We start from the raw sequence: 15,962 nt of genomic DNA, 5'->3' as shown, positions 1-15,962 counted from the left end.
ACGCGGCTCCCTTGCGACGGTGGGACGACCGTCACGCGTTCGTCCGACTCGCCTGCTTCCCCGCAGGGACTAGAATCGGCGCATGGCGGCCCCCCAGCAGGATTCCCTCGCGGACGAGGTCAGCGACCGACTCCGAGGAACCGTCGAGGAGATCAAGCCGAAGCTGCGTGGCTGGCTCCACGCCGCGACCGCTCCCCTCGCCCTGATCTCGTTCCTCGTGCTGCTCGTGCTGGCCGACAGCCGCGCCGCACGCCTCGGCGCCGCGGTGTTCATGCTGAGCGCGCTGCTGCTCTTCGGGGTCAGCGCCGTCTACCACACGGTGCCGTGGCGCGAGCGGGCCAAGCAGACCCTGCGGCGCCTCGACCACTCCAACATCTTCGTGATGATCGCGGGGTCGTACACGCCGTTCTCCCTGCTGCTGCTGGACCGCAAGGACATGCTCACGCTGCTCTCGCTCGTGTGGGGCGGCGCCCTGCTCGGCGTGCTGTTCAAGATCTTCTGGATGTCAGCCCCGCGCTGGGTGTACGTCCCGCTCTACATGGCCCTCGGCTGGGCCGCTCTGATCTATCTGCCCGACTTCTACGCGGCCGCGTCCACCGTGGTGTTCGTGATGCTCTGCGTCGGCGGCCTGCTCTACACGCTCGGCGCGCTCGTCTACGCGTTCCAGTGGCCGAACCCCAGCCCGCGCTGGTTCGGCTACCACGAGGTCTTCCACGTCTTCACGATCGCGGCGTTCATCGTGCACTACATCGGCGTCAGCTTCCTGGTCTACGGCCAGTCCTGACGTCGCCCCCACCCCACTTTTGTGACGCCGTTCGGCACGCTCGGTCACCGGCGGGCGAACCGCGTCACAGAAGTAGGGGCGCAGGACAGCCTCACCGGGGCGGCAGCGCCTCCGGGTCGTTGACCGGCAGAGCGCAGACGAAGTCGCGGCACACGTAGGCGGTCGGCTTCCCGTCGATCGCCTCACGCCCCTCGAACAGCGGCACCGAGGATCCTTCGCGGGTGGCCACCACCACGGCGCCCGGGGCGAGCAGGCCGAGCGCGGCGCGGTGCATCGGGCCGCCGACCTCGCCGACGACGGCCACCTCGGCGGGACCGTCCAGCAGGGCCTCCCCCGCGGCCAGCGTCCAGCCGGCGAAGCGCGGCGCGCCCGTGGCCAGGGCCGCGGCCGACTCCACGCACGAGGTCGCGGCGGCGCGGATCTCGTGGTCGCCGGTGACCGCGGCGAGCGCGAGCAGGCCGTGCGCGAGCGCCGAGGACCCCGAGGGGTGGGCGTTGTCCGCTGCGTCGCGCGGACGCACCACGAGCGTCTCGGTGTCGTCGGCGGTGTCGTACCAGCCGCCGTCCTCGGCGCGGAAGTGCGCGATAGCGCGGTCGGCGACGTGCCGGGCGCGGTCGAGCCAGCGGTCGTCGTCCGTGGCGCCGAGGACCGCGACGAACGCCTCGATCACCGCGCCGTGGTCCTCCAGGACGGCGGCGTGGCCGGAGCGCACGCCGCCCAGCGAAGTGCGGACGAAGCCGGGCTCGACGTGGAGATCCCACAGCAGCGTGGCGGCCTTCGTGGCAGCCTCTACGAGCTCGGGGCGCTCGAGCAGGATCCCGGTCTCGGCCAGGGCCGTGATGGCGTAGGCGTTCCACGCCGAGACGACCTTGTCGTCGCGGGCGGGCCGGGTGCGCTCGGCGCGCACCTCTAGGAGGCGCTCGCGCACGCGGGCCCAGCGCTCGGGGTCGTCGGGGTCCTGCAGCAGCTGGAGGGTCGACAGGCCTCGCTCGAACGTGCCGCCACCGGTGACCGACAGCAGCTGGACCGCCCACGCCGCGTCGCCCGTGCCGAGCGCCTTCATCAGCTGGTGGGGGTTCCAGACGTAGTAGGTGCCCTCGTGGCCGTCGCTGTCGGCGTCGAGCGCCGACGCGAAGCCGCCCTGGTCGGTGCGCAGCTCGCGCAGCATGAAGTCGGCGGTCTCGTGGCAGACGCGCTCGGCCAGCGCCACAGCGGCACCGTCCTCGCCGCGGGCCCGCAGCGCGCGGAACCAGTGGAGGTAGGCGCGCAGCAGCAGCGCGTTGTCGTAGAGCATCTTCTCGAAGTGCGGCACGCGCCAGTTCCGGTCGACGCTGTAGCGCGCGAAGCCGCCGCCGAGCTGGTCGTACATGCCGCCGCGCGCCATCGCCTCGAACGTGCGGCCGACGGCGGTCCACACCTGGTCGTCGCCGCTGCGGGTGTGCTGGCGGAGCAGGAACTCCAGCACCATCGACGGCGGGAACTTGGGCGCGGCACCGAAGCCGCCGGCCTCCGCGTCGAACTGGCGCAGCAGCGCCGTGGCCGCCTCGTCCAGGTCGGCTGCGCTCAGCGCGTCACCGGCGAGGGCGTCCTCGGCGCCGAGGAAGTCGAGGACCTGCCCTGCGGACTCCATGACCTCGCCGCGCCGGTTCTCCCACGCGTCGGCGAGCGCCTGCAGCACCTGGCTGAACGCCGGGTGCCCGGCGGTGGGCTCGGGCGGGAAGTAGGTGCCGGCGAAGAACGGCTCGCCGCTCGGAGTCAGGATGCACGTCATCGGCCACCCGCCCTGGCCCGTCATGGCCTGCGTGGCGCGCATGTAGACGGCGTCGATGTCGGGCCGCTCCTCGCGATCGACCTTCACGTTGACGAAGTGCTCGTTCATGTACGCGGCGGTCGCGGGATCCTCGAACGACTCGTGCGCCATCACGTGGCACCAGTGGCAGGCGGCGTACCCGACGCTCAGCAGGATCGGCCGGTCGAGCCGCTCAGCCTCCGCCAGCGCCTCGGGCCCCCACTCCCACCAGTCGACGGGGTTGTCGGCGTGCTGCAGGAGGTACGGCGACTGGGACTGAGCGAGTCGATTGGCCATTTCGTCACGCTACCGGCGACTGCGAAGAGTCGCTCGACGCTGTTGCCGGTAAGGCCGCGAAACCCGCTGATCGAGTAGCTCGCGAGCGCCAGCGAGCGGCGTATCGAGATCACTTCAACGGGCCCTCAGCCCCTAGCAAGTGTGGTCCAGCTCGGCTGGTGGCCCTAACGGGTCCGCGACGTCCGCGGTCGTTTTCGGCGACATCATCCATCAGAAGGTGCTGCCGCTCTGGGTGGTGAGGGCGAGCCGTGGAGACAGTCCTGCGCCGGGCCAACTCCGACCTGAGGCGCGAGAAGCTGTCGAGCAGGGCGCGGGAGCTGCCGGCAGGCGCCGTGGTTCCACGAAGAGCTCGGCGAACCTTGGGAGGTCGTCGCCCAATACCTCGGCGACAGCTCACGACGGTCCTCAACCACTACGTCCGCGCGGGCGAGGATGCCCTCCGCGACTCCGTCAGCCAACTCGCAACTCGGTAGCTATTCACCGAGATCAGTTCGAGCGCTTCTACGACATCGGAGTCATCACTCAGTCCGAAGCGCCTATACAGGCTGTCAAGGGTCGATCACGCCGACGCCTGATCACTCGAGCGCCAGAACGAATCAACGGGATGCCCGCTTCTGCATCAGAGGTCGCCACTAACGTTCATGGCAACGACAAGGAGCTCCTGAATGGCGAAGTACTCGGTGACGCAGTCCGCTGTCACGCAATTGCTGGCTGACGTGAAGAGCGATCGCATCGCCATCCCCGAACTTCAGCGCCCGTTCGTCTGGGACAGCATCAAGGTTCGCGACTTAATGGACTCGCTCTACAAGGGGTATCCGGTCGGTTATCTGATCACGTGGCAGTCGGTCGGCGCCAAGCTCAAGGGCGGGCAGGTGGCCGCGCACCAGCAGATCCTCATTGACGGACAGCAGCGGATCACCGCGCTCCGTGCCGCGGTTGCCGGACTCAAGGTGATCAACAAGAAGTACAAGGCCGTCCGAATCACCATCGCCTTCAATCCGATCACCGAGGAGTTCGCAACGCTGACTCCGGTCATCGACAAGAACCCGCAATGGATCTCAGATATCAGCAACTATTTCAACGCCGAGTCGCCACTCTCGTTCGCTCGCGAATACTTGGAGCGGAACCCGGGTGTCGACGCGAAGGCGTTCGAGTCAAACCTTGCCCGGCTCGAGGGCATCAAGAACGCCCAGATCGGCATCATCGGCCTGGCCGATGATCTCGACGTTGAAACGGTCTCGGAAATCTTCATCCGAATAAACTCCAAGGGCGTCCCGCTCAGCAGCGCCGACTTCGCCATGAGCAAGATCGCGACCTACGGGGACCGCGGCCGCAACCTCCGAAAGCTCGTAGACTACTTCTGCCACCTCGCCGTCGCACCACATGCGTACGCCGACATCGAGGGCAACGACCACGAGTTCTCCGCCAGCCCGTATCTCAAGGCGATCGGCTGGCTAAAGGACGAGGCGGAGGACCTTTACGACCCGGAGTACAGCGACGTCATCCGCGTCGCAGGCCTCGTGGGATTCAGCCGCGGCAAGGCATCGAGCATTGTGAGCGAACTGTCTGGGCGCGACCCAGAGACACGGAAGGTCGACGAAGAGCGCATCCCTGTTGCGTACGACAGACTCGAGAGCGCGCTGCTTCAGATCGTGAACAACTACCACTTCGACAACTTCTTGATGCTCATTAAGTCCGCGGGCTTCATCACGCCGGGCATGGTCAACTCCAAGAACGCTCTCAACTTCGCCTACGCCCTCTACCTCCGCCTGCGCGAGCACAAGGACATGAGCGAAGGCGAGCGGAAGCAGATCGTTAAGCGATGGTTCGTGATGTCAATGCTCACCGGCCGCCACTCGGGCAGCTTCGAGTCCACGTGGGAGCAAGACATCAGGCGTATCGGCGAGCAAGGACCCGCGAACTACCTCAAGCAGGTCGAGGAGTCAGAACTGTCCGACGCCTTCTGGGCGGTCGCATTGCCCGCTTCGCTGGAGACCACGAGCACCGTCAGCCCGTTCTTCCAGACCTTCCTTGCAGCTCAGGTCACCACCAACGCTCGCGGGTTCTTGTCCAAGGGCATCACCATCGCTGCGATGCATCAGCAATCCGGCGACATCCACCACATCGTGCCCAAGGACTACCTGCAGAAGCACGGCTACCCCGACCGCGGGGATTACAACCAGGTCGCGAACTTCGTCCTCACCGAAACGTCGATCAACATCAGCATCAGCAACAAGCCCCCGACCGTTTACATGGCCGAGATCGGCGCCCAGATCGAGTCCGGCAAGCTGACGCTCGGCGAGATCACGGACGTCAATGACCTGACCCGGAATCTTGAGGAGAACGCCATCCCGTCGAGGCTCGCCAGCGTCGAGGCCGGGACATACAAGGAGTTCTTGATCGAGCGGCGGAAGCTTATGGCCGCCACGATCCGCGCCTACTACCAAGCACTCTGACGGACCGCAGAGTCTCTTGAGTCGCTATCGGCGCCGTGGCCACTATCGGCGTAGTCCGAATGGCACGCGCCACTACGTTCGCGCTTACTCCGTGGACCGGGGATCGTCCTACCGACCGCAAACACCCCGCTCTGCGCGTGTCCGACCTTCGGATCGGAGCAGTTCGCCACCCTCGTTTGGGCAACTCCGATGCCGAGCGAACTGAACGCGACCTGCCCGATCTGCGAAGCCCGTGTCTCTACTTCGGGAAGAGCCAAGCGGGCTCGAAGGTGCGGTTCGAGGCGTTGGGGAAAACCGTGGCCGAAACACCCTTGGCTCGACCTTCCGGCCTACGCACGGGGCAGGCATCGAAAGGAGGTCGCTTCCGCTCGGGTCAATGCCGAGGGGCCGGTGTCAGCTGCCCGGAGGATCGAGATCGCTGGCAGCGACGGCGCCGCGTGCGGATGCCTGTTACTCGTGGTCGGAATCTTCCTCATCACCCGCGTTATCAACTGGTGGCGCCTGCTCTTGGTCGGTGATCCAGGCAACGGCGGAGCCTTGGGCTCCTCTGCGGCAACTGCGGATGTCGTTGCATTGCTCATCGCGGCGGAGCGCTTGTTGACCGCGGCGTCACGCCGCCGAGCGCTGGAGCGCGCGTTGGATATCGCGGTACCGAGCACCACTCGGCGGAATATCCGCTCACGGACTGACTCGTCGAGCATCGATCCAATCGGCAGCAACAGCGCCACCCGGGACCTGCTCCGTCGCACGATTCGCTGCGGATTTGGAGGGCAACCTCGTTCTCGAGCTCGTGGCGGCGGTCCGCGCCCGGGCAAAGTGGTCTCGTCTGTTATCGGGCACGGGGTTGTCCTGCCGGCCCAGGCTCGCCTCGTGTCCCACCACAACTGGGCGAGGTCTCGTTCCGGTCACACTAGTGTCCCGAGACTCTCGGGCCGGATCGATTACTCAATGTGGCCCAAGCCGCAGGGAGCCTCTTACAAGCCGAGTTCTGTCGAAAGCGCGTTGGCGGCCAGGGACGTCGCGGACGCCGGCCACGACACAGGCATCAGCCCACCACGAGCTGCATCAACTTCGAGTAGCTGTCGGCGACGTCATACTTCACCTGGCCTTCGAACTTCTTGTTGACGTCCGCGAAGAACTTCCGGGCACACGCGATCTTTGCTTCCTCGACACCCTTGAGCTGGAGCGTCGACAAAGAACCCTTCGTCTCGGCGACGAAGTACACGTGCTTGACCGATCCCTCGGTGAACGCGATCGCCCAGTCCGGGTTGTAGTTGCCGACGGGGGTCGGGATGAAAAAGCCGCGCGGGAGCTTGGCGTACACCTCGACCTCGGTGCTCGTATCCAATTCCGTTACGAAGTCACGCTCGACCTTCGAGTCCGTGACGACGTAGTCGTACACGTGCTTCTTGAGCTTCTCACCAGCCTTGGCGAAGTCCTGGGCGCTCTGGTTCTCCGTGAAGATGGCGGTGTCGAAGCGGTCCTCGAGCGTGTCGTACGCGAGGTGCTCAACGATGACCGTGGCCTTCTGCTCGTTGATCAGGCGTGCGGCTTCGGTGATGAACTGCTCCGGGTTGAGTCGGAACTTGGCGAAGGTGTTCGGGTTGATCCGGCCAAGGATCGCAGCGGCGGTGCGCCGGGTGAGCTGGGTCTTATCAGTGATCTCCCCGAGCAGGTCGTACGGCACCTGAGACCCCGCGGACACGGTCTCGGTCTGCGTTGACGTCTTGGAGAGGTCGAATCCCGCACCGCTGGCCAAGTCGTCTGCGTCTAGCGACGCTCGCTGCTGGCCGGCCTGAATGACGTACTGCATGGCGGCGACGTTCAAGTGGGTGTCGAGAGATGCCACGCACTTGCCAATCAGCTCAGCCGAGTCGAACTCGACCTGGTAGACGGCCTTGTGGTTGATCCGGTTCCAGAGTTCCTGGAACTCCTTCTTCTTGAAGTTCGCCTCGTTGAGCGGGATCTTCTTCGGTTTGCGAGCGTCTGGAGGGACGGGCAGGTCGAGGTACAGTGCGTCGACCAAGGGCCAGACGAAGTCGATGACGGGCTTCAGGACATCGGACGTCGGCTGTGCGAGGGTCCCGTTCTCCTTGGCCTCGATGTAGGTGTCGGAGACTGTGTCGTCATCGTTGATGTAGTCGTTCTTGACCAGGTACTTGTAGAGCGCCTGCGCGAGCGCTTCCTCGACGATCGACTCGCCGTCCGCGGTGTGGATCGTCTTGCCGGTGAAGAACTTGACGCTGGCCTTGCGCGGCCGCGCCGCGAGGGACTCAGCGATCTCCTTCTGCAGCCCAGCGACGAAGTCGGTGTAGGACTCGTCGGTCACGACGGTGAGTTCGTTGATGTCGTGGACCGTGACGGGGTTGTCCATGCGCTCGCCATGCTGGTCCACCGCCAGCCGCAGACCACGGCCGATCTCTTGCCGGCGAGAGATGGTGTTGTCGCTCTTCTTGAGCATGCCCATCACGAACACGTTGGGGTTGTCCCAGCCCTCGCGCAGAGCCGAGTGCGAGAACAGGAACCGCACGGGCTCCTCGAAGGACAGGAGGCGTTCCTTGTTCTTGAGGATCAGGTCGTATGCCGCGACGTCCTTGGACTGTCCCTTCTCGTCGCCGGTCTTGTGCACGTCGCCGTCGACGAGGCGCTTGCTCTTCTTGTCGATCGAGAAGTAGCCCTGGTGCACCTCGCGGGCTTTGTCCCGGTTGAGGTACTTCTTGTAGGCCGCTGTTGCTCCGTCGAGATCCAGCTCACCGAGCACCTCCTCGACGAGAGCGGCGTACTCCTCCTCGAACAGTCGGGCGTAGTCGCCCAGCGTGTCTTCACGGTCGTAGTCGCGGTACTTGGCGACCTCATCGATGAAGAAGAGCGAGAGGACCTTGATGTCCTGGCTGAAGAGTTCACGTTCCTTGTCGATGTGCGCGCGGATCACCTCGCGAATCTGGATACGCCGCTTGGTATCCTCGGTGACGTCGCGGTCAGCGAGCTGTCCAGCGACAACGACGTCGCCGTTGCTCAGCGTGATGCTGTCGTCGATGGCACTGACGTCAGTCACCGCGAGATCTTTGTAGGCCTCGATGCCGTTCGCAAGGTCGTGAAGCCGAGTGCCCTTGGTAACGCGCCTCAGCTGCCGCTTGATCGACCCACCCTTGGTCTGGATCTCCAGCTCGACACGGGCAGTCGGCGGCTGGCTCTTCTTCACCTCGATCGCGTCGAGGTAAAGGTAGGCCGTCGACCCAGCGAGCCCCTTGACCGTGATGCCACGCACCGCGATCTTCTTGACGAGCTTCTGGTTGTACGCGTCAAGCGCGTCGAGCCGGTGGACCTTGGTGTGCTCGACCTTGTGGGTCGCGGAGTAGCGCAGCACCATCAAGGCGTTGAACCGCGACAGCGCCTCCAGCGACTTCGGGGCCCCGATTTTCTGGGGCTCGTCGATGATGACGATCGGCCTGTTCGCGCTAATCACATCGATCGGCTTGCGGGACTGGAAGTCGTCGAGCACGTCATAGATGCGCCGGTTGTCCTTGCCCGTCGCGTTGAAGGCCTGGATGTTGATGATCATGACCTGTACGCCAGCGTCGGAGCTGAATCGCTCGAGCTCATGCAACTGCGAGGAGTTGTAGATGAACGATCGCGGCTTCGTGCCGTAGGTCTGCTGGAAGTGCTCGGCCGTGACGTCGAAAGACTTCTTCACACCCTCACGGATCGCCACGGACGGCACGACGATGATGAACTTCGACCACCCGTAGCGCTTGTTCAACTCCATGATCGTCTTGATGTAGACGTAGGTCTTGCCAGTGCCGGTCTCCATCTCGATGTCGAGGTTGGGTGCACCAGGCGCGGCCTTGCTGTCGGCTACCTTCGACGCCAGCGGCAGGTTGCGAGACTTCTGAACTTGGTGAAGGTTGGCGAGCAGCTGAGCCGCGGACAGCTCGATCTCAGCGTTGCGCAGGCCAGAGTCGGGAGTCGTGCTGGTCTCGAACAGGGCCGGCGCGGCAGTCGGGTTCACCTTGCCAGGGTCGATCTTGTACGACAGTCCGGTACGTCGAGGCTGGCCCGAAAACACCTCGACTACTGAGTCGACTGCGTCGGTCTGGTACGGCTGGATCTTGAACTGAAGTTTCATCTAGTTCAGATCGCCTTCACATCGGTCGCGGGCGAGAGCTCTTTGAAGATCTGCTCCGCATTGATCCGAGCGTCGTCAGACGCGAATCCCGAGTCACGGAATACCGCACGCAACGGCTCACGCTTCGCCAGCGCACGGACGACCTCAGGAGTCACGTCCTCGCTGAAACATGCGACGAGCGCGTCGTCGTCAACGAAGAAGACCTCGCTTCCCTCAATCCTCTCGATCGAGATTGGCACGGTCACCTCCAGGCCCCAGTCCAACAAGACCTGGAAAAGCAGGTCCTCAGCGGTTCGGCCTGGCTTGACGCTGTCCTCCAGTCCGGCCAGCTCCTGCTGCTCGGTCGCGTCGGGGGTGCGGAGGACGTCCGACATGTTGGTCGTGTCGACCTTCAGGACCCGGAAGCCAGTATCCATCATCGGCGCCTGCCCTCGTACCTTCGTACTTGCCAAGAGGAGACGCTGCTTGCCGATCTCGGCGACGGTGGAGGGCCGCCCCAGCGAGGCAAGGAACTTGATGGCGTTGGTGGTGACCTGCTTTGCCGCACCCTTGGCCGTCTTGAGGGTCTCGTTCAGCTCCTCGGCGACCTGAATTCCGATGAACTGAGCACTGTTCCCCGACGTAAGGTTCAGCTCCCAGACGGCGTGAAGCGCGGACCCGGATCCAGAGAACATGTCCAGGACAACGTCGCCGTCCGAGACTCCGACGGCTCGATAGATATCCCGCAGGAGGAGTTCGTCCTTCGGGTTCGTGAACACCTTTTCGCCGAAGAGCGAGGCCAATCGCTTCGAGGCGGCACGGCCATCCACGTAGCGGATGCTCGTGAGACTCTGCGTCTCAGTGTTCGCCAGGTACGTCTTGTTCTTAGGAACACTCGAGTGATCTGGACCGAAGTGAACTCGACCCTCCGCCACACGTCGCGTCATTTCGTCCTCCGGGTACCGCCACCCTGATGCCGGCATCTTGCAGATGCCTCCCGTCGACGGATGCGGCAGGTCGTACACGTACTGGCCATCGTTCGGTCCTGAAATATCGCTCGCGAAGTAGACGCCGCGCTCGTCCATGCAGTTGTAGTGCTTGCTCCCGGATACCGGATCGCTGTCCGTGAAACCTTGGTACCACTGCTTGGCAGCGGCGTTGATCGCCGCCCAGTCGGTTCCGTGAGTCTTCTTGAAGCCTTCGAACGCGGCGTAAATCTTCTCCAGGCCAGCCTTGCGCTCGGTCCAGTCGCCGGGATTCGCGGCCTTGTTCTTGACGAAGAAGACGATGTACTCGTGCTGCATCGAGATGTAGCTCTGGTCGTTTTTGCTGCTGTTCTTGAGCACAATTTCGCCGACGTATGCGTCGGTCCCGAAGACCTCTGTCCCAAGGTTGATGAGGTTCGCGTGCTCGTTCTCGTCGATTGAGACCACCAGTACGCCGTCATCGGCCAGGAGGTTCCTAGCGAGCTTCAGTCGCGGGAACATCATGCTCAGCCAGTCAGAGTGGAACCGCCCGTTCGCGCTGGTGTTGGAGACGAGCGGTACGCCGTCGTCGGTGACTTGTCCCGACCGGCGCAGCTCTTCAGCCCTGCTGGCGGCAAAGGTGTCGGCGTACACGAAGTCATTGCCAGTGTTGTACGGCGGATCGATGTAGATGAGCTTGATGCGCCCCAGGTAGGACTCCTGCAGCAACTTGAGGCCTTCGAGGTTGTCACCCTCGATAAAGAGATTCTTGGTCGTGTCGAAGTCAACCGACTCGTCTCGAACCGGCCGGAGCGTCTTAGCGATCGGCGCGTTGGCTGCGAACCAGGCCGCACGCTTCCCCGGCCAGTCGAGCTGGTACCGCTCCTGCGGGCCCTCCACCACGTGATCCGAAAGCTCCTGTCGGAGCAGATCGAAGTCGACCGCGCTGACGGCGTTCCCCTCCGCGTCGACCGACTCTGTGATGACGCCCGGGAACAATTCAGCGATCTTGGCGACGTTGCTCGCCGTCAGGTCGGGCGACGTCATTCGAAGTTTCTCCACGGTGTTCCTCAGTTCCTGTTGCCCGCGGCGGGGCCTTCGGTGGCACTCGTCAGATCCACGAGTGCGGCTTGCTTGGTCTTCAAGGTTCGGCGCAGCTCGACCTTGCGGTTGAGTTGCGGTTCGTTCCGGAGCTTGCGCTCCAAGGCGGCGATCTCACGCTCGAGTGACCGAACGGTCGTAAGTCTGCCGACGACGTCCGACACATTTTCGCCAGCGCGCCCCGCGACGGGCGTCAGCGGCTCAAGAAGTGCCGTGTACATGCCCATCAAGTCGATGGCCGTTGGGAGCGGGACTCGGTCGCCTGAGGCCGGTTGCCAGGCGGTGCTGAAGTAGGGGCCCAGCTTGGGGGCACCGGTGCCGAGTTGCTTGTGGGCCGCGACCATGCGGATGGATCCGTCGCCGTCCTCCCCCCGGCTGATCTCAAAGATGATCGGCGTACGGACTGCCTTGTCGATCGCCGCGAGGACGCCCTCCGCGACGTCCTCCTCCTTCGCTTCGATCTCGAAGACCTGGATCTCCGGAACCTCGGCGCTGCCCGGGAGCTTGATCGTGGACTCGGCAAGCTTGTAGGCCCAGGTGATCCGCCGTACGTCGGAGACGAATCGGTCCTTCACCGTTGATCCGAGGCTGGCGTTCTCGTAGAACTTGGTCTTCGGCACGACCCGTCCGAACTGGGACGCTTTGGGCCACCGATAGAGAAGCGCCGTCATGCGCTCCCCTGCTCTGGATCGACGACTGCCAGGAAGGCGATCAGCTCGAAGTCCTCGACGCCTCCAATGGCCTGGCTCAGAGCTGTGGTTGGGCCGTCGGTGAAGAGGCTGTCGAGGTCGCGTTCGTCCGTGACCTCGATCATCGAGCGGATGGCCGCGGTGAGCAGAGCGGAGTACTTGCCCATCTCGGCGCCTTCGCCGGTTGCCGCGTTGAAGACTCGTGTGACCGCACCTACTGGTTCGTCGTACGGGCGACAGCCGGCACGGATCACGTCGAGCAGATGCTTCACCTCGGTGTGGTCGGCTATCACGCTGCCGGCTTCGTCCAGGTAGACGAGATAGTGAGGGTGGAGGCGGTTGCCGCGATCGATCGTCTCGTCGGCGTCCACGTTGCGGAGCGCAAAGATGACGCCCGGCTTGAGTCCCTTTGCCCGGTCAGACGGGATCACGGCGTGGAGGCCCTTCGGGAGGGTGTCGAGCGCACCGTGCTCGCTGATGTACCCGAGCAGGTCCATCCGGAAGTCGTTGAGACCCAGGTCAGTGATGGAAACGCCTGCGCGGACGTCCTCGAGCTCGATGACCTCGTCCTGGAGCTTGCGGAGCTGTTCCTTGCGGTATGCAGCGTCGGCACTTGCCGGGTCGAGGATATTGTCATCCCCAACGCCAGCAAGGTCCGCGATGACCATGCGGTTCTCGACTCGCTCCTTGAGATTGATGTACTCGTCGAGCGAGAGATCGGGCCAGAAGTTGACCAGCTGGATTTGCGCGTTCGTCGATCCGATGCGGTCGATGCGTCCGAAGCGCTGGATGATCCGGACCGGGTTCCAGTGGATGTCGTAGTTGACCAGGTAGTCGCAGTCCTGGAGGTTCTGACCTTCGCTGATGACGTCGGTCCCGATGAGAACGTCGATTTCGGCGGTCTCCTTCGGCATCGTGAGGTGCCGTTGCTTCGACCGAGGCGAGAACAGCGTCAGGACCTGCTGGAAGTCGTGGCCCGGGCCAAGGGTGGTCTTGGCGGCGTGTGCCCCGCCGGTAATGATCGCGCTCTCCAGACCGGCGTTGGCGAGAGACGGTGAAAGCTCTCGGAAGAGGTACCGGGCCGTGTCGGCGAAGGCAGAGAAGATCAGCACCTTGCGGTTTTCAGTATTGATCGGATTGGCGGCCTTGTTCTCAACCAGCTGCCTGAGCTCCTGGAGCTTGACGTCATGATCCGGGGTGACCTTCTCCATCTCCTCCAGTAGCTCACGGAGGGTTTCGCGGTCGTTCCACAGGTCTCGCTGCCACGCCTCGACGTCGATGTCGGCCAGATCGATCTTGATGTTCTCACCAAAGGTCAGGGCCTCAACGTTGGCGTCGTCCTCGACGTCCAGATCAAGCTTGGCGAAGTCCACATCCAACTCTGCCATCGCGCCAGCACGCGCCTCGAGTCGGCCCAGTGTCTTATCGACGGCGCCCTCGATCTTGCCGAGAGTGAGCCTGAACGCCTCGACCGAGCTCTCGAGCCGCTTGAGCAGGTTAACCGTCATCAGTTGTTTCAAACCTTGCTCACGGCCGACCTGACCGAGGTTGGACCGTGCGGTGCCGCCCTTTACGTTGTAGAGGTCCTCGTACTTGCCGATCCTGCTCGGGAAGACGTAGGCCAAAGGCGTGTAAACCGCGAGATTCAGTGCCTGAATCTGCTCGAAGATCTCGTTAAAGGTCGCAATACCTGCCAGATCAGTGAGCGGTGCGCGAATCGAGACTGGTGGAAGCCGCTCAGGGAAGGCTCCGATCTCCGTGGTGTCATAGAAGGCTTGGATGTGCTTCCGCGACCGCGCGATGGTCACCGAGTCCAACAGCTCGAAGAAGTCGAAATCGAGCATCTTCAGGATTCGGTCAGTTGTTCGCTCCCCTGGGTCGAGCTTCGACCACTCATTGAAGACTTTTTGAGCGTCTCGGAAGACCATCTCGACGCTGCTCGAAAGTTTGAGGCGCTCGGAGAGGTTCTCGGACTCTCCCTCGTAGGCGAGCTGAAGTTGGTTCTTCAGATCGTTGAACCGGTTGTTGACCGGCGTGGCAGAAAGCATCAGGACCTTGGTCTTCACGCCTTCACGAATGACTTGGCGCATGAGTCGTTGGTAGCGCGACTCCTTCTCTTCGGCGTAGTCGGCATTTCGGAAGTTGTGCGACTCATCAATCACCACGAGGTCGTAGTTGCCCCAATTGAGCCGGTCGAGTCGAATCCCTAGTGACTCTCCGCGAGTGCGAGAGAGGTCGGTGTGTGCGAGCACGTCGTAGTTGAACCGGTCGCTGGCGAAGATGTTGGTCGTCAGGTTGGCGTTGTAGTTGGTCCAGTTTTCCGAGAGCTTCTTCGGGGCGAGAACAAGGACGGACTTGTTGCGCAGCTCGTAGTACTTGATGACGGCTAGCGCCGTAAAGGTCTTACCGAGTCCAACGCTGTCAGCGAGGATGCAGCCGTTGTAGGTCTCCAGCTTGTTGATGATGCCCGTGGCGGCATCCCGCTGGAAGTTGTAGAGGCTCTGCCATACCTGAGTCTCCTGATAGCCCGTCCGGTCGTTCGGAAGCACATCGTCGCTGATGTCGTCCAGGAACTCGGCGAACAGGTTGTAGAGAATCAGGAAGTAGATCCGGGCCGGCGAGTTCTCGGCATACACGCTGGCGATGTGTTCGACGACCGCTTCGGTCACGTCCTCGAGTTGCGTCGGGTTGTTCCAAATCTGGTCGAAGAGGGCGACGTACTGCGACGTCATTGGGGCGTCGTCGATGCGGTGCACCATGTTCGAGACCGCGTTGCCCCGTTCGTAGCCGAGGTCCGCAGTCGTGAAACCCTGGAGCGGCATGTAGGCGGCCTTATCGTCCACCACCGCAAACTGCTGCATCGGATTTCCGGTCGAGTTTGATCGGAAACGGACCTTTCTCCGGACCCAGTCCGCGCATTCCTTGGCTATCGCGCGTTGGGTCAGCTTGTTACGAAGCCGAATCTCGAACTCGGAGCCGTAGAGGCTCGACTCGCCACTGCCAGCGGCGGGGATGAAAAACTCCCTGCGTTCCTTGCGCAACTTGTCGGCGACCCTGTCCGTGACGAACGAAGGCGAGGTGAAGATGAACTCCAAATCCCCCACTTGCTCGAGTTCCTTGCGCAAGGCCTCGAAGGCAAAGATCGAGAAGGTGGAAGCGGCGATCCTCACCTTCGAGCCCGGTGAGATCTCCCCCTTGAGGTCGTCACCGAGAAGTTCACTAACGTTGTCGATGATCCTCATCGCTCGGCTCCCTGGTCCGTGGTGTCAGCAGCACCCTCGCCACGAACCCAGGCGTCGACTTCGGTGATCTTGAATTTCCATAGCCGGCCAACCCGATGGGCAGGCATGGCCTTGTTGGCGATCCAGCCGTAGATGCTGTCCTTGGTCACGCCGAGGTGCTCGGCGATCATGTCAGCAGACACCCAAGGTTCAGTCATGTGAGCAGGCTAGCCCGATGGGACCCGGTCTTTGCCAGTTTCAGCGGAACTAGGCGTCGACACGCATGTACAGGGACGATCTTGATGGTCGCCTCCGCTACTCGGGAGGACTGTCGGCGTCCCAGACTCGCGCATAGAAGTCCGACACGAGCGGCCATACCCGGCTCCGTCCGTCTTCGACTGACGTGATCTCGTCGGCGTGGTCCCCCATAACGACGAACTCGTGCGGGATGAGCCGACCTGCCACATCTCGCCGATCTTCTGGGTCCACGAACCGCAGTCCCACGGACGCGCCCACGCGATGACAGAGCGCGGACTCATCTGAGTGGCCGGCAAA

Annotated in this window: 8 protein-coding genes; 2 read left to right on the top strand and 6 right to left on the bottom strand. The window is 63.3% G+C overall.

Features of this window, described 5'->3' with window-relative positions; genetic code table 11:
- Positions 1 to 82 precede the first annotated feature (82 nt).
- Positions 83 to 784 (top strand): PAQR family membrane homeostasis protein TrhA, encoded by a 702-nt coding sequence (gene trhA, locus H1W00_RS06865; protein ID WP_181754866.1) that lies wholly within the window; start codon positions 83 to 85, stop codon positions 782 to 784.
- Positions 785 to 875: 91 nt separating this feature from the next.
- Here the strand turns inward: trhA and H1W00_RS06860 are convergent, their stop codons facing one another.
- Positions 876 to 2,870 (bottom strand): thioredoxin domain-containing protein, encoded by a 1,995-nt coding sequence (locus H1W00_RS06860; protein WP_181754864.1) that lies wholly within the window; start codon positions 2,868 to 2,870, stop codon positions 876 to 878.
- Between the two features lie 665 nt (positions 2,871 to 3,535).
- On the opposite strand from H1W00_RS06860, the gene H1W00_RS06855 reads away from it, so the two are divergent.
- Positions 3,536 to 5,326 carry a GmrSD restriction endonuclease domain-containing protein gene (locus tag H1W00_RS06855; RefSeq protein WP_181754863.1) on the top strand — a complete coding sequence of 597 codons (1,791 nt, stop codon included), beginning with the start codon at positions 3,536 to 3,538 and terminating at the stop codon, positions 5,324 to 5,326.
- 1,045 nt (positions 5,327 to 6,371) lie between these two features.
- Here the strand turns inward: H1W00_RS06855 and H1W00_RS06850 are convergent.
- The 5 genes from H1W00_RS06850 to H1W00_RS06830 all read right to left on the bottom strand — a co-directional run bounded on the left by H1W00_RS06850 (position 6,372) and on the right by H1W00_RS06830 (position 15,625).
- A complete protein-coding gene (locus H1W00_RS06850) occupies positions 6,372 to 9,335 on the bottom strand; it encodes a type III restriction-modification system endonuclease (protein WP_338072847.1) in 2,964 nt (987 codons plus the stop codon).
- Positions 9,336 to 9,457: 122 nt separating this feature from the next.
- The gene (locus tag H1W00_RS06845) at positions 9,458 to 11,443 is read right to left on the bottom strand and encodes a site-specific DNA-methyltransferase (protein ID WP_194956246.1); all 1,986 of its coding nucleotides are present in this window, start codon (positions 11,441 to 11,443) and stop codon (positions 9,458 to 9,460) included.
- A 23-nt stretch (positions 11,444 to 11,466) separates the two neighbouring features.
- On the bottom strand, positions 11,467 to 12,168 hold the full coding sequence (locus H1W00_RS06840; protein ID WP_181754857.1) for a DUF4391 domain-containing protein: 702 nt from the start codon (positions 12,166 to 12,168) through the stop codon (positions 11,467 to 11,469).
- Positions 12,165 to 15,428: a helicase-related protein gene (locus H1W00_RS06835; RefSeq protein ID WP_181754855.1), complete on the bottom strand. Its 3,264-nt coding sequence runs from the start codon at positions 15,426 to 15,428 to the stop codon at positions 12,165 to 12,167. Before H1W00_RS06835 ends, H1W00_RS06840 begins: the two co-directional genes overlap by 4 nt.
- Positions 15,425 to 15,625, bottom strand: a complete 201-nt coding sequence (locus tag H1W00_RS06830) for an excisionase family DNA-binding protein (protein ID WP_181754853.1) — start codon at positions 15,623 to 15,625, stop codon at positions 15,425 to 15,427. The genes H1W00_RS06835 and H1W00_RS06830 overlap by 4 nt, the downstream gene beginning before the upstream one ends.
- Positions 15,626 to 15,962 lie beyond the last annotated feature (337 nt).

It is taken from the genome of Aeromicrobium phoceense (assembly GCF_013868155.1).
Taxonomy (GTDB): domain Bacteria; phylum Actinomycetota; class Actinomycetes; order Propionibacteriales; family Nocardioidaceae; genus Aeromicrobium; species Aeromicrobium phoceense.
The sequence above is the reverse complement of the archived record's forward strand: the minus strand, read 5'-3'. Positions and strand labels throughout refer to the sequence as shown.